General features: G+C 71.6%; 10 protein-coding genes. 4 read left to right on the top strand and 6 right to left on the bottom strand.

What is annotated here, in order from left to right:
- Positions 1–86: 86 nt before the first annotated feature.
- Entirely contained in the window at positions 87–509 is a 423-nt protein-coding gene (locus OHU34_RS36810) for a YjbQ family protein (RefSeq protein WP_142269037.1), read from the bottom strand.
- Positions 510–598: 89 nt separating this feature from the next.
- On the opposite strand from OHU34_RS36810, the gene OHU34_RS36805 reads away from it, so the two are divergent.
- Positions 599–1675, top strand: a complete 1077-nt coding sequence (locus tag OHU34_RS36805; RefSeq protein WP_230196851.1) for an NAD(P)-binding domain-containing protein — start codon at positions 599–601, stop codon at positions 1673–1675.
- A gap of 12 nt (positions 1676–1687) precedes the next feature.
- Here the strand turns inward: OHU34_RS36805 and mltG are convergent, their stop codons facing one another.
- Both mltG and OHU34_RS36795 read right to left on the bottom strand, forming a co-directional pair.
- Positions 1688–2572, bottom strand: coding sequence for an endolytic transglycosylase MltG (mltG, locus tag OHU34_RS36800; RefSeq protein ID WP_142269039.1), 885 nt, complete (start codon positions 2570–2572; stop codon positions 1688–1690).
- Positions 2573–2625: 53 nt separating this feature from the next.
- Positions 2626–4428, bottom strand: a complete 1803-nt coding sequence (locus OHU34_RS36795; protein WP_142269040.1) for an ABC transporter ATP-binding protein — start codon at positions 4426–4428, stop codon at positions 2626–2628.
- A gap of 93 nt (positions 4429–4521) precedes the next feature.
- On the opposite strand from OHU34_RS36795, the gene OHU34_RS36790 reads away from it, so the two are divergent.
- Positions 4522–5055, top strand: a complete 534-nt coding sequence (locus tag OHU34_RS36790; protein ID WP_405770413.1) for a MarR family winged helix-turn-helix transcriptional regulator — start codon at positions 4522–4524, stop codon at positions 5053–5055.
- An 81-nt stretch (positions 5056–5136) separates the two neighbouring features.
- Here the strand turns inward: OHU34_RS36790 and OHU34_RS36785 are convergent, their stop codons facing one another.
- The 3 genes from OHU34_RS36785 to OHU34_RS36775 form a co-directional block, all read right to left on the bottom strand.
- Positions 5137–6657 carry a cation:dicarboxylate symporter family transporter gene (locus OHU34_RS36785; RefSeq protein ID WP_405770411.1) on the bottom strand — a complete coding sequence of 507 codons (1521 nt, stop codon included), beginning with the start codon at positions 6655–6657 and terminating at the stop codon, positions 5137–5139.
- A gap of 180 nt (positions 6658–6837) precedes the next feature.
- Positions 6838–8544, bottom strand: a complete 1707-nt coding sequence (locus OHU34_RS36780) for a peptide-N4-asparagine amidase (protein ID WP_405770408.1) — start codon at positions 8542–8544, stop codon at positions 6838–6840.
- Positions 8545–8601: 57 nt separating this feature from the next.
- Complete coding sequence (locus OHU34_RS36775) at positions 8602–9306, bottom strand: L,D-transpeptidase family protein (RefSeq protein ID WP_405770405.1); 705 nt, start codon at positions 9304–9306, stop codon at positions 8602–8604.
- Positions 9307–9599: 293 nt separating this feature from the next.
- Between OHU34_RS36775 and OHU34_RS36770 the strand changes: the two genes are divergently transcribed.
- Both OHU34_RS36770 and OHU34_RS36765 read left to right on the top strand, forming a co-directional pair.
- Positions 9600–11480 carry an ABC transporter ATP-binding protein gene (locus tag OHU34_RS36770; protein WP_142269044.1) on the top strand — a complete coding sequence of 627 codons (1881 nt, stop codon included), beginning with the start codon at positions 9600–9602 and terminating at the stop codon, positions 11478–11480.
- On the top strand, positions 11477–13330 hold the full coding sequence (locus OHU34_RS36765) for an ABC transporter ATP-binding protein (RefSeq protein ID WP_405770403.1): 1854 nt from the start codon (positions 11477–11479) through the stop codon (positions 13328–13330). The genes OHU34_RS36770 and OHU34_RS36765 overlap by 4 nt, the downstream gene beginning before the upstream one ends.
- The last annotated feature ends 399 nt before the right edge of the window (positions 13331–13729 follow it).

The following is a 13729-nucleotide window of genomic DNA, read 5'->3' as shown; positions in this document are numbered from 1 at the left end:
TGAGGCGAGACTCTAGCCCAGCGGGGGCCGCCGCCCTCGATGCCCGGTGCGCATCGAACTTCTCCCACGGGGCGAAGGACCCTCACTCACCCCAGGAAGCTCAACCGCACCTGGCGGTCGGGGTTGTCCTTGTTGGTGTCCACCAGGCACACCGACTGCCATGTGCCCAGTTCCAGACGTCCGTCCACGACCGGCAGGGTCGCGTGGGGCGGGACGAAGGCCGGGAGGACGTGGTCGCGGCCGTGGCCGGGGCTGCCGTGCCGGTGCTGCCAGCGGTCGTCGGCGGGGAGGAGGGTGTGCAGCGCGGCCAGGAGGTCGTCGTCGCTTCCGGCGCCCGTCTCGATGATCGCGATTCCGGCCGTGGCGTGCGGGACGAAGACGTTCAGCAGGCCGCCGCGCCCGGCGGCCACCTCGCGCAGGAACGCCGCGCAGTCCCCGGTCAGGTCGACGACCCTCTCCCGGGAGCCTGAGGAGATGTGCAGAACTCGGGTGGTGAACGCATCTGACATGCCCCCCATCCTGACTCATACGCCGGTGCCGAGTCCGATCTCACAGGCGGACCGGGAAGATCCACGCCGACCCTTCTGTTGGTGCGGGCGTGAACAGCTTGCGTGAGGTCGAGGTGGTCGTCATAGGCGCCGGCCAAGCGGGTCTGGCCGCCGCCTATCACCTGAGGCGCACCGGTTTCGCGCCGGAGCGCGACTTCGTGGTGCTCGACCACGCCCCCGCCGCCGGCGGTGCCTGGCAGTTCAGGTGGCCCTCGCTGACGTACGGCAAGGTGCACGGGATGCACGCGCTGCCCGGCATGGAGCTGACGGGTGCGGATCCCGCCCGACCGTCGTCCGAGGTCGTCGCCGAGTACTTCGCCGCCTATGAGCGGGCCTTCGACCTGCGCGTACGGCGCCCGGTCGACGTGCGGGCGGTGCGTGAGGGCACCGGGGGGCGGCTGGTCGTCGAGACCTCGGACGGTACGTGGTCCACGCGGGCCCTCATCAACGCCACCGGCACCTGGGACCGGCCGTTCTGGCCGCGCTACCCCGGCCAGGAGACCTTCCGCGGCCGGCAGTTGCACACCGCGCGGTATCCGGGCCCCGAGGCGTTCGCCGGGCTGCGGGTGGTCGTGGTGGGCGGTGGTGCGTCCGGCACCCAGCACCTGCTGGAGATCGCGCCGTACGCGGCGGAGACCATGTGGGTGACGCGGCGGCCCCCCGTCTTCCGGGAGGGGCCCTTCGACGAGGGCGCGGGCCGCGCCGCCGTCGCGCTCGTGGAGGAGCGGGTGCGGCAGGGGCTGCCGCCGAAGAGCGTGGTGTCCGTGACGGGACTGCCGCTGAACGACGCGATCCGGCAGGGGCTCGCCGACGGGGTGCTGGACCGGCTGCCCATGTTCGACCGGATCACTCCGGACGGCGTGGAGTGGGACGACGGGCGGCGGGTCACCGCCGATGTCATCCTGTGGGCGACGGGCTTCCGGGCCGCCATCGACCATCTCGCGCCGCTGCGGCTGCGCGAGCCGGGCGGTGGGATCCGGGTCGAGGGCACGCGCGCCCTCGCCGATCCCCGCGTCCATCTCGTCGGCTACGGGCCGTCGGCCAGCACCATCGGTGCCAACCGGGCCGGCCGCGCGGCCGTACGGGACATCCGGCGGCTCCTCGCGGAGGAGCCGGCCGCCGCCTGATGCCACGCCAGGTCACCCGGCCGCCGCCGACTGGCTCCGCGGGCTCTGCCCGCGCGGATGCGGGCTCGCCGGGCTCTGCTGGTTCCGGTTGAACTCGGCGACGTTGCGCAGGTGCTCCGCGTAGCTCGCCGTGAAGCGCGTGTCGCCCGGCTTGACCGTGACGAAGTACAGCCAGTCGCCCGGCGTGGGACTGATGGCCGCGCGCATCGCCTCCTCGCCGGGGTTGTCGATCGGCGTCGGTGGCAGGCCCATGCGCTGGTAGGAGTTGTAGGGGCTCTCGACACGGGTGTCGGTCTCCGTCGTCTTCAGCGTGAAGCGGTTCAGCGCGTAGTTGATGGTGGAGTCCATCTGCAACGGCATCCCGCGTTCCAGGCGGTTGAACACGACCCGGGCCACCTTGCCCATGTCCGCCTTGGTGGCGGCCTCGGCCTGCACGAGGCTGGCGATGGTGACCGTCTGATAGACGTTCATGGCGTTGCGCTGGGCGCCGGCCGCCGTCGGCGGCGCGTTGAACTTCTTGTTGGCGGTGTCGACCATGTAGGAGAGCAGCGTCTGCGGCGTCGCCTTCTTGTCCAGCGGGTACGTCGCCGGGAAGAGGTAGCCCTCCGGGTTGCCCTCGGCGTCGTTCGGCAGCTTCAGCCCGGCCTTCGGCAGCACGTTCCTGGTGGTGCCGGCCGGCAGGGCGAGCGCCTTGTCGACGGCCTCGTAGACCTGGCTCGCGCGCCAGCCCTCCGGGATGACCAGGGTCGCCGGCTTCGGCTTCTCCTTCGGACTCTCCAGGCTCAGCAGGGGCACCGCCACGGCGGTGCCGGCCACGACGGCTCCGGTCGCGATGAGGACGAGACGGCCCCGGCGCGTCAGTCGAATCGTGCTCCGTGGCGGAGTGTTCATCTGCATGCGGGCACGGTAACCCTCATATCGTCACAAAACCGTCGCAACTTGCCATACTGTCATCTTGTCGGCTCCAGACGGGCGTCCCGTCGCACCAGGGCCGCGTACCGTCCGTCCCGCTCCAACAGCTCCTCGTGCGTGCCCCGTTCGGCCACCTGGCCGGAGTCGAGGACCACGATCTGGTCGGCACCCCGAATGGTGGACAGTCGATGGGCGATGGTGAGCGTGGTGCGGTTCGCCGAAAGCGCGTCGATCGCGTCCTGGACGGCCTGTTCCGTGCGGGTGTCGAGGGCACTGGTCGCCTCGTCGAGGATCAGCACCGGCGGGTCGCGCAGGATGGTGCGGGCGATGGCCAGCCGCTGCTTCTCGCCGCCGGAGAACCGGTGGCCGCGCTCACCGACGACCGTGTCGTAGCCGTCGGGCAGGGCGGCGATGTGGTCGTGGATCTGCGCCGCCCGGGCGGCCGCGTGCAGCTCCTCGTCGGTGGCGTCCGGCTTGGCGAAGCGCAGGTTGTCGGCGACCGTGGCGTGGAAGAGGTACGTCTCCTGCGAGACGACGCCGACAGCGCGCGCGAGGGTGTCGAAATCGAGGTCACGGACGTCGACGCCGTCGAGCGTGACCCGGCCGCCCGTCACGTCGTACAGGCGCGGCACCAGATAGCCCAGCGTGGACTTGCCGGCGCCCGTCGGGCCGACCACCGCGAGGCTGCCGCCGGCGGGGACGTCGATGTCGATGCCGTCGAGGACGGGCCCGCCCTTGTCGTCGTACCGGAAGGAGACGCCCTCGAAGCGGACCTCGCCCTTGATCCGGTCGAGTCGGACCGGATCGTCCTGCTCGGTGATGTCGATGGGCAGGTCGAGGTACTCGAAGATGCGCTGGAAGAGCGCGAGGGAGGTCTGGATCTGCACGCCGGTCGACAGGAGGCTGACGGCCGGGCGGAACAGGCCCTGCTGGAGCGAGACGAAGGCGACGATCGTACCGAGGGAGACATCGGGGCCGCCGACCCGGAGGGCCATGCCCGCGGTCCAGTAGATGACCGCCGGCATGGCGGACATGACGATCCCGATCACGGCCATGCGCCAGCGCCCGGCCATGCTCGACCGCACCTCGAGGTCGACCAACTGCTCGGACTCGTCGGCGAAGGACCGCGTGAGGGAGTCGGAGCGGCCCATGGTGCGGCCGAGCAGGATGCCGCTGACAGACAGCGACTCGGTGACCGTGGCGGCCATCGCGGCCATCTGCTTCTGCCGCTGGGTGGTGATCTTCTTGCGTTCGTTGCCGACGCGACGGCTGATCCACACGAACACCGGCAGCAGGAGCAGCGAGACGACGGTCAGCCGCCAGTCGAGGGCGACCATCGCGATGATGGTGGCGACCACGCTGGTGAAGTTGGAGACCAGGGAGGTGGCGGTGGAGGTGACGGTGGCCTGCATGCCGCCGATGTCGTTGGCGATGCGGGACTGGACCTCGCCGGTACGCGTGCGCGTGAAGAAGGCGAGGGACATCCGCTGGAGGCGGTCGTAGACGGCCGTCCGCAGGTCGTGCATGACGCGCTGGCCGACGGTCGTGGAGATCAGGGTCTGAAGGACGCCGAAGACACCGCCCAGGACGGCGCTGAGGATCATGCCGAGGGCGAGGAGGCTCAGCAGGCCCGTGCGCCCCTCGGGAATGGCGACGTCCAGCGTCTCCTTCAGCAGGAACGGGGTGGCCACGCCGACCAGCGAGGCGGCGGCGACCAGCAGGCCGACGACCGCGAGCCGGGCACGGTAGGGCTTGAAGAGGGTGAGGATGCGGCGCACCTGCCGGGGCTGTTCGGTCGAGGTGCCGGGCGAGGGGGTCCAGTCGATGTGGTCGCGGGGCATGGCTCCTACGGAGGGTGAGACGATGAGGACTGACGGAGCATAGCTCATTGTTACCTATACTCACAATGAACGGCGTCCTGATATTGTTCCCCCATGACCACCCCCGATTCCGACAGCCTGCTCGCGGAGCAGCTGCTGCGGCTCACGCGCCGGGTGCACCGCATCCAGAAGCACCACCTGGAGCGGAGCGGGCTCGGCGTCACCCCGGCCCAGGCCCGGCTGTTGCGCACACTGGCGCACTGCGACTCGCCGCCGCGCATGGCCGACCTCGCCGAGCGGCTCGAGGTGGTACCCCGGGCCATCACGACCCTGGTCGACGGGCTGGAGGGGAGCGGCAAGGTGCGGCGGGTGCCGGACCCCACCAATCGGCGGGTCATCCGGATCGAGCTCACGGAGGACGGCCGCAAGGCCCTGCGGCAGCTGCGAGGAGCACGGATGTCCGCCGCGGAGGAGATCCTGGATCCGCTGACGGACCTCGAACGCCAGGTACTGAGCGGGTTGCTGGACGCACTGGTGGACGTGAACCCGGAACGGGGACCGAAGCATGACCACGGACACGGACACGGCCAGGGGCAGGGGCAGGGGCAGGGGCAAGGGCAAGCACGGGAGCAGGGACGCACCTGCTGAACCCGTGAGAACGTGCCGTGGCCGCCCCTCCGTACTGCTGGAGGGGCGGCCACGGCACTTTGACGCGTCGGCGTCGTCCGGTCAACCGGCCTCGGGGGCGGTCTCCTTGGCGGGCCCTGACCCGGACCCGGACCCGGCGGAGACGACCACCGGTATCCCACCCGCCGCTTCCGAACCCTCCGGACTCACCGAACCGGCCGGACCGGCCGGACCCTCCGACTGCCCGGAGCCTTCGGGTCGCTCGGAGCCTTCCGGACGCTGCGACCCCACCGGCTTCGCGGGGCCGCCCGGCTCCTCGTCCGGCATGACGACGGTCTCGCCGTCCAGGACCTTCCTGGCCCGCTCCAGGTCCAGCGCACCCTCCCAACGGGAGACGGCGAAGACCGCCACGCAGTTGCCGAGGAGGTTGGTGACGACGCGCATCGAGTCCATGATGCGGTCCACGCCCAGCAGCAGGGCGACGGCGCCGGCGGGGATGGCCCCCAGCGAGGAGGCGGTCGCGGACAGGGCGAGGAAGGCCGAGCCGGGGATGCCGGCCATGCCCTTGCTGGTGAGCATGAGCACCAGGATCACGGTGATCTGCTGGCCGAGGCCGAGGTCCACGCCCACCGCCTGGGCGATGAACAGGGTGCCGATGGACAGGTAGAGCGAGGCACCGTCGAGGTTGAAGGAGTAGCCGGTGGGCAGCACCAGGCCCACAGCGTCGTCGCGCGCGCCGGCCTTGCGCAGCTTCTGCATCACACGCGGCATGACGGACTCGGTGGAAGCGGTGCCGAGCGCGAGGAGCATCTCCTCGCGGATGTAGCGCAGGAACTTCCACAGACTCAGGCCGGTGACCAGTCGCAGGGCGACGGCGAGCAGCGTGATGAACAGGGCGGCGGCCACGTAGCACAGCACGATCAGCTTGCCGTAGGTCTCGATGACGCCCAGGCCGTAGTTGCCGATCAGGACGGCCATCGCGCCGAACACGGCGATCGGCGCCAGCCGCATGACGAAGCCGACGATCGCGAAGATGATCTCCTGCGCCTGCTCGACGGCCGGCAGGACCTTCGGCACCCTGGTGTGGCCGAGGTGCAGCAGCGCGGCGCCCACCAGACAGGCCAGGATGAGCACCTGGAGCAGGGAGTTCTCCGCGAAGGCGCCGATGAAGCTGGTGGGCAGCGCGTTCACGACGAACTCGGTCGTCGAGGGCAGCGAACCGCCGCCCGTCTTCGCGTCGACCGCCGAGGTGTCCAGCGTGGAGGGGTCCACGTTCATCCCCGAGCCGGGCTGGACGATGTTGGCGGCGAGCAGCCCGATGACCAGCGCGAGCGTGCTCGCAACCTCGAACCAGATCAGGGCCTTGAGCCCGATCCGGCCGAAGGCCTTCAGATCACCGGCCTTGGCGATGCCGACGACGACCACACAGAACACCAGGGGCGAGATGACGGTCTTGATGAGCCGGGTGAAACCGTCGCCGAGCGGTTGGAGATCCGTGGCCACGTCGGGCCACAGCTTTCCGACGACGATTCCGAGGACGAGCGCGCAGGCGACCTGCGCGAAGAGTGAGGTACGCAGTATGCGTGCGACGCGTCGCGGCAGGGACGGGACGGACGGCGGCACGGGCACTCCTTGGGGGGGATGGCGGCACGCGGAAGCCTGACGGGGACGGACAGGACTTCTGCGATGCGGAAAGCGGCTTCCGTAGCGATCACTGTGAACGTGCCGTTGATCGCGCACGAGACCTGCGCGTTTCCTCTGTGTAAATCCCGCCTCGAGTGACGCGTCGCACGCGTTCCCGACTCAGCAGCCTCCGTGATCCTCGGTCAGCACCCCCTGCCTCGTGGCCAGTCGCCGGTCGTAGCAGCCGCCCGAGCCGTACAGCCGGTAGCGCTCACTCGTCGTACCGACGGCATGGCGCTGATCCCGGGGCACGTTGACGGTGAAGGTGGCATCACCCGTGTATGTGTCGTCGAGCCGTGACCACGACGTGCGTCGGCCGTTCCGGGTCGTCACCGAGTCGGCCCGGTCACCCAGGGTCAGCACGGTGCGGAGCCGGTCGTCGGCGCCGAGGGTGGTGGTGCCGTTCATCGTGTAGGTCCGGTGGGTGCGCGTCGTACGGGCCGGTCCGCGGCCGTCGACGGTGACCGACTCCTCGTCCGTCCAGGTGGCGTCGAGGCCGTCCACCGCCTCACCGTCGGTCCAACGGTGCGCGGAGGTGTTCGCGAGGACGCGGGTCACGGTGGTCCGCACGCGTCCGTGCGAGGTGTCGAGGTACCCGGAGACGGTCAGGCGGTGCCCGCCCTCGGTGTCGACGCGGTGCTCCGTGCCGGGCGTGTAGGTGGCGGAGTCGGCGACTTCGCCCGCTTCGTGCGTCAGGAGCCCGCCGCCTACGACGGTCTTCCCCGGGTCCTGCCAGACAAGCACGTTGACGGGCGTGCTCCAGCCGCTCTGGCCCTCGGACACTCCGACGACGGACACCTCCACACGGTGCGGACGGCCGTCGTTGAGGATCCCGGCGAAGGGGGTCAGGTCGTATTCGATCGGCTTGATGTCGAAGGCCCGGGGACCCGGAACCACGTACCAGAGGAAGGGGTTGGACCAACCGCCGGTCCAGACGGTCGGGAAGGGGGCGGCGATTCCGGCCGGTCGCCCGTCGATCTCGACCTGCACCTCCCGATAGGGCCCGTCGTCCGACCGACAGGAGTACGGCGCGGTCGCGGGCACGGTCAGATACCAGTACTCCTCGCACCCGCCGCCCGAGCCGGTGGCGTACACCTCGGCGACGAGCCGCTCGGTGTTGCGGGGCGTGGTGAGGGTCGTGCCGCCCGGACCGTCGGCCAGGGTGAGGACCCGATCGGCGGCGGACGCGGCCGGTTTCCCCACGTAGAAGGTGAGCGTCACCTTGACGTCGATCACGCCCGTGTAGGTGTCGTCGACGACGTTGCCGATGAGCATCTCCACGTCCCGGGCGGAGCGGAACGTGTCGGCGTAGCGGGTGACGTCCTTCTCGACGGACCACTCGATCCCGTCGGGCGACGGCTCGGGCGTCGAGGTGCGGAAGATCTCCACGCCTCCGACGTGCAGATAGCCGAGCCGGTCGAACTGCCGCCCCTTGACCTTGCCGTCGAGGCGCAGCACCACCTTGCTCCAGCGGCCGCCGCAGCCGTCCGGCGGGGTGTACGAGCCCCGGTACGGCGTGAAGTCGCGGAACTGCGCCTCGGCGAGGGTGACCTGGCAGGTCTTGGCATGGGGCCTGGTCACGGGCGGGGCGGCGGTGAGGGGGTCGTGCCAGTCGCTCCCGAACTCGGCGGGGACCTCGGCCGAAGCGGACGCCGACGTTGACGCGGACGCCGACTCCGACTCCGACTCCGAAGCGGACGAGGACGGCGGGGACGACAAGGACGGGGAGGACGGGGAGGCATCCGCTCGCGCCGTGCCGCTCCCCAGGACGGTACCCGCCAGGAGGATCCCTCCGGTGAGCATGGACATGATAATCCGGCTTCTCATGGCCGGTGTTCTACGGGGAGTCGACCGTTCCCCGCAATGACGCCTCCGCCGCGAGAACTAGGCCTTCAGCGCGGCCCTGTCCCCCATGACCACCACCGGATGCCGATCCGGGTCGAGGGTGCGCAGCAGCTGTTCCATCGCCGCCCGGGGCAGGCTGACGCAGGCCGACGTGCCGCTGCCGTGGTCCAGGTGCAGCCAGATCCCCCCGCCCTTCTCCTCACCCTCGGGCCGCGTCGGATCGTCGGGCGGGGCACCCTTGACGCGGTTGTAGTCGATGGCGATGACGTAGTCGAAGTCATGCCAGTGCGACCGCGCCCACCAGCGCGGCGCCGCGAACGAAGCGGACCGCGTGTACGGCAGCCGGGTGCCGGGATCGGCCAGGACACCGCCCGCGTCGGTGAGCGTGAACACGCCGACCGGACTGCGGTTGTCGCCTGCGTGGTGCTCGGCGGTCCAGCCCTTCTTGCCGTTGTGCCCCCGCCAGCTCCGGACGCGCTCCCAGGACGGTCCCCTTCTGGCGTAGAGCACGACCGTGGCGTCCGCGGAGCCCTTCCCGTCGCCGTACACCGCCACAACCTGGCGGGAAACGGCGGGGATCCGCCGTTGCAGCCGGTCACCGACGCCCGGGACGCCGGTCGTCGGGGCGGCGCTCGACGGGGTCCCGCCCCTCCCACCGGCCGCTCCCGACATACCGTCACTCCCGTGTTGCACGGCCGCACCACCGCACGCGGACAAGGCCGCGAGCAGCAGGCCACAGACCATCGGAGCGGCTCCCGCGCGCCGCGCACAGCCATGTCGCATCGGCCCATGCTCGCACCACTTTCCGGGCGTCAGCGGCAGGTTCCGGACATCCGGGCCGTGTCGGACAGCTGCCGGATCCGGCCGCCGCCATGGAAAACCGGTTGATTTTGACCACGCTGCGACGCGAACCTTGCACGGTTTGTTGCCGCTCCCCGCTGACCTTCCCGCTCGTCCGTCCGCGCCTCCCCCCTCCCCGTCGCCTTCTCCCCCGTCTCCTTCTCCCCCTACCCCCTGACTCGAGCCACTGGGACGTCATGCAGATCCAAGACCTTCCGTACCCCGACCCGGGTGTGCCGGACGCACGCTCGGGACCCCGCTTCCTGTGGTGGCTCGGCCGCAACCAGCTGGGCGGCCAGCTCAAGTCCCTGGCCTGGGGGCTGCTGCACTTCGTCGCGGTCTCGGCGCAGCCGTTCTGCGTCGGGTTCGCCATCGAGGCCGTCGTGGACCGTTCCGGTACCCGGCTCGCCCTCACCGGCGGCGTGATGGCCCTGTGCGGTGCCGCCACCGCGATCGGGGACACCTTCCTGCACCGCGCCGCCGTCACCAACTGGATCACCGCCGCCGCCCGGGTGCAGCAGCTGCTCGCCCGCAAGGCCTCACAGCTCGGCTCCGCGCTGACCCGGCGGGTCGCGGCCGGTGAGGTCGTGGCCGTCTCCACGGGAGACGTAGAGAAGATCGGCTGGCTCGTGGAGGCGGTGTCCCGCTTCACCGCCGCGGCCCTCACGGTCCTGCTGGTCTGCGTCGGCCTGGTCGTCTACCAGCCGGCGCTCGGCCTGGTGGTCGCCGTGGGCCTGCCCGTTCTCGCGCTCGCCGTGCTGCCCCTGCTGCCCCCGGCGACGCGACGGGCCGACGTCCAGCGTGAGAAGGCCGGACGCGCCACCGAACTGGCCTCGGACACCGTGGCCGGTCTGCGGGTGCTGCGCGGGATCGGCGGCGAGGAGCTGTTCCTCGACCGCTACCGCAGCGCCTCGCAGGAGGTCCGGCACGCGGCCGTGCGCAGCGCCCGCATGTGGTCGCTGATCAGCGCCATCCAGGTGCTGCTGCCCGGCCTGCTGCTGATCACGGTCGTCTGCTACGGCGTCCACCTGGCCCGCGAGGGCCGCATCACCGTCGGCGAACTGGTCACGGTCTACAGCTCCGTCATGGTCCTGGCCTATCCCCTCAGGCACTTCGAGGAGATCGCGATGGCCTACTCCTTCTCGCGCCCGTCGGCCAGACGCGCCGCCCGGGTGCTGTCCCTGGAGCGGGTCACCGACATCGGCGGCTCCCGCGCGGCCGACGCTCCCTCGGGCGACCTGTACGACCCCGCCACCGGGCTGCTCGCCCCGACCGCCCGGCTCACCGCAGTGGTGTGCGGCGACCCGGACGCGGCCGGACAGCTGGCGGAGCGGCTGGGCGGGCATCCCCCGGAGGACACCCCTTCGGTACTGCTCGGCGGGGTCCCGCTGAACGAGCTGCCGCTGGACTCCGCGCGCGCCTCGGTCCTCGTCCAGGACAAGGACCCGGTGCTGCTGTCCGGTTCCCTGCGCGACCTGCTCGACGTGCCCGCCTCGGGTGCGGTCGACGCGGGTGCGGCGCTGGCCGCCGCCCAGTGCGGGGACGTCCTCGACGCACTCGTGCAGGGTTCGCTGGACGCCGACGACCCGATGGACGCCCGCATCACCGAACGCGGCCGGTCCCTCTCCGGCGGCCAGCGGCAACGGCTCGCGCTGGCCCGCTCCCTGTACACGGACCCCGAGGTCCTCGTCCTGGACGAACCCACGTCCGCCGTCGACTCGCACACCGAGGCACGGATCGCCGAGGGGCTGCGCGAACTGCGGTCGGGGCGCACGACGGTGGTGTTCACCTCGTCCCCCCTGCTGCTGGACCGCGCCGACCGGGTCGTGCTCGTGCACGAGGGCGAGGCCGTCGCGGTGGGCGTGCACCGCGAACTGCTGCGCTCCGAGCCCCGGTACCGGGCCGTGGTGACCAGGGAGACCGAGGAGGAAGCCGCGCTGGGCAAGGCCCTCAAGGACGAAGAGCCTTCCCTGAACGGTGCGTTGAAGGACCTGGAAGACAACCGACTCGCAGAGATCGAACGCGAAGAGATCGAACGCGAAGAGATCGAGCGCGAAGAGATCGAGGAGACCGCATGATCGGCGTGGCGCCGCCCGCGTACGACCCGGCGGCACCGACGACGGCGAACACGCTGCCCGTCGGCGCCCCCGCGACCGTCCGCGCCTACGTGGCCGAACTCCTGCGCCGGCACCGCCGCGCCTTTCTGCTCCTCCTGCTCGTGAACACGGTCGCCACGGTCGCCTCGATGGTGGGCCCATGGCTGGTCGGTGACCTCGTGGAGCGGCTCTCGGACGGCGCGCGCGAACTCCATCTCGGGCTCATCGCCACCCTGTTCGTGCTCGCCCTGGTCGTCCAGGCCGCCTTCGTACGGCAGGTTCGGTTGCGCGGCGCGATGCTCGGCGAGCGGATGCTGGCCGACCTGCGCGAGGACTTCCTCGTACGTTCGGTGCGGCTGCCGCCGGGCGTGCTGGAGCGGGCCGGGACCGGGGACCTGTTGTCCCGCATCACCACGGACATCGACCGGCTGGCCAACGCGATGCGCGAGGCCGTGCCCCAGCTGACGATCGGCGTGATGTGGGCTCTGCTGCTGCTCGGCGGGCTCGTCGTCACGGCGCCGCCGCTGGCGCCGGCCGTCCTGGTCGCGGTGCCTCTGCTGGTGGCCGGGTGCCGCTGGTACTTCAAGCGGGCGCCCGCCGGCTACCGCTCGGAGGCCGCCGGCTACGCCTCCGTGGCCGCCGCCCTCGCCGAGACCGTGGACGCCGGCCGCACCGTGGAGGCCCACCGGCTGGGCGACCGCCGTATCGCGCTCTCCGAGCAGCGCATCCAGCAGTGGACCGCATGGGAGCGCTACACGCTGTGGCTGCGCTCGGTGCTGTTCCCGGTCATCAACATGGTGCACGTCACCGTGCTCGGCTCTGTCCTGATGCTCGGCGGGGCGTTCGTGCTGAAGGACTGGATCGGGGTGGGCCAGCTGACGACGGGCGCGCTGCTGGCGCAGATGCTCGTCGACCCGGTGAACCTCATCCTGCGCTGGTACGACGAGCTCCAGGTGGCCCAGGTGTCGCTCGCCCGTCTCGTCGGAGTGCGTGACATCGAGCCGGACGGCGGCGACTCCGGGCTCGTGCCGGACGGACGCGACGTGCACGCCGACCGGGTCCACTTCGGCTACCGGGAAGGCGTCGACGTGCTGCGCAAGGTGACCCTGGAGGTCTCCCCCGGCACCCGGCTGGCTCTGGTCGGACCCTCGGGTGCGGGGAAGTCCACACTGGGGCGGCTGCTCGCCGGGATCTACGCGCCGCGCGACGGCCGGGTCACCCTCGGCGGCGCCGAGCTGTCGCGGATGACCGCGGAACGGGTCCGCTCCCATGTGGCGCTCGTCAACCAGGAGCACCACGTCTTCGTGGGCTCCCTGCGCGACAACCTCCGGCTCGCCCTCCCCCACGCGCGACTCCACCCGAGCGAGGAAGCCTCGACGGCCGCGGAGGGCGCGGAGGGCGCCGAAACCCGCAAGAGCGCCGAGGACGCCGAGCTGTGGGCGGCCCTGGGCGCGGTCGACGCGGACGGCTGGGCCCGAGCCCTGGACGACGGCCTCGACACCGAGGTCGGCTCCGGTGGTGTCGCGCTCACGCCGGCGCAGGCCCAGCAGATCGCCCTGGCCCGGCTGGTCCTGGCCGACCCCCACACGCTGGTCCTGGACGAGGCGACCTCGCTGCTCGACCCGCGCGCCGCCCGACACCTGGAGCGGTCCCTCGCCCGCGTCCTGGACGGGCGCACCGTCGTCGCCATCGCCCACCGTCTGCACACCGCGCACGACGCCGACGTCATCGCCGTCGTCGAGAACGGCCGCATCAGCGAGCTGGGCAGCCACACCGAGCTGGTCGCGGCGGACGGCGCGTACGCGGCACTCTGGCGGTCGTGGCACGACTGAGGAGCGAAGCGGCGGGGGCGGCCGCCGGGCGCCGGCGCGAGGCGTGAGAGCGCCTGCGGCGCGGGCGGCGCGAGTGTATGGGCCGGTGCCGAAGCCTGGACCGGTGCCCGAGCCGGCACCGGTGTCCGGGTGCCTGGGCCGGTGCCGGTGTCCGGGCCTGGGCCGCTGCGGTGCCGGTGCCTGGGACGGTGTCCGGGCCCGCACGGGCGTCGACGCCGGTGTCCGGGCCTGGCCGGTGCCTGGTCCCGCACCAGTGCCGGTGTCAGTGTCTGGGGCGACGGAGGCGCCCGGTCCGGTCCCGGTGCCGGTGCCCTCGGTTGACGCCTCGCGGGGCTGCGAGCTGCGTGCCCCGGGGACGAGGGTGGCCTCGGGTCGCGGCCCCCGCGCGCGGGCACAGGC

Source organism: Streptomyces sp. NBC_00080, from assembly GCF_045041255.1.
Classification (GTDB): Bacteria; Actinomycetota; Actinomycetes; order Streptomycetales; family Streptomycetaceae; genus Streptomyces; species Streptomyces coriariae.
Note: the sequence above shows the minus strand (reverse complement) of the source record. Positions and strands in the feature narration are given on the sequence as shown.

Bases quoted from the DNA above. Each gene is read 5' to 3' on its own strand.
- OHU34_RS36775 (WP_405770405.1), bottom strand. From the start codon at position 9,306: ATGGTCTGTGGCCTGCTGCTCGCGGCCTTGTCCGCGTGCGGTGGTGCG.
- OHU34_RS36810 (WP_142269037.1), bottom strand. From the start codon at position 509: ATGTCAGATGCGTTCACCACCCGAGTTCTGCACATCTCCTCAGGCTCC.
- mltG (WP_142269039.1), bottom strand. From the start codon at position 2,572: ATGCAGATGAACACTCCGCCACGGAGCACGATTCGACTGACGCGCCGG.
- OHU34_RS36780 (WP_405770408.1), bottom strand. From the start codon at position 8,544: ATGAGAAGCCGGATTATCATGTCCATGCTCACCGGAGGGATCCTCCTG.
- OHU34_RS36790 (WP_405770413.1), top strand. From the start codon at position 4,522: ATGACCACCCCCGATTCCGACAGCCTGCTCGCGGAGCAGCTGCTGCGG.
- OHU34_RS36770 (WP_142269044.1), top strand. From the start codon at position 9,600: ATGCAGATCCAAGACCTTCCGTACCCCGACCCGGGTGTGCCGGACGCA.
- OHU34_RS36765 (WP_405770403.1), top strand. From the start codon at position 11,477: ATGATCGGCGTGGCGCCGCCCGCGTACGACCCGGCGGCACCGACGACG.
- OHU34_RS36795 (WP_142269040.1), bottom strand. From the start codon at position 4,428: ATGCCCCGCGACCACATCGACTGGACCCCCTCGCCCGGCACCTCGACC.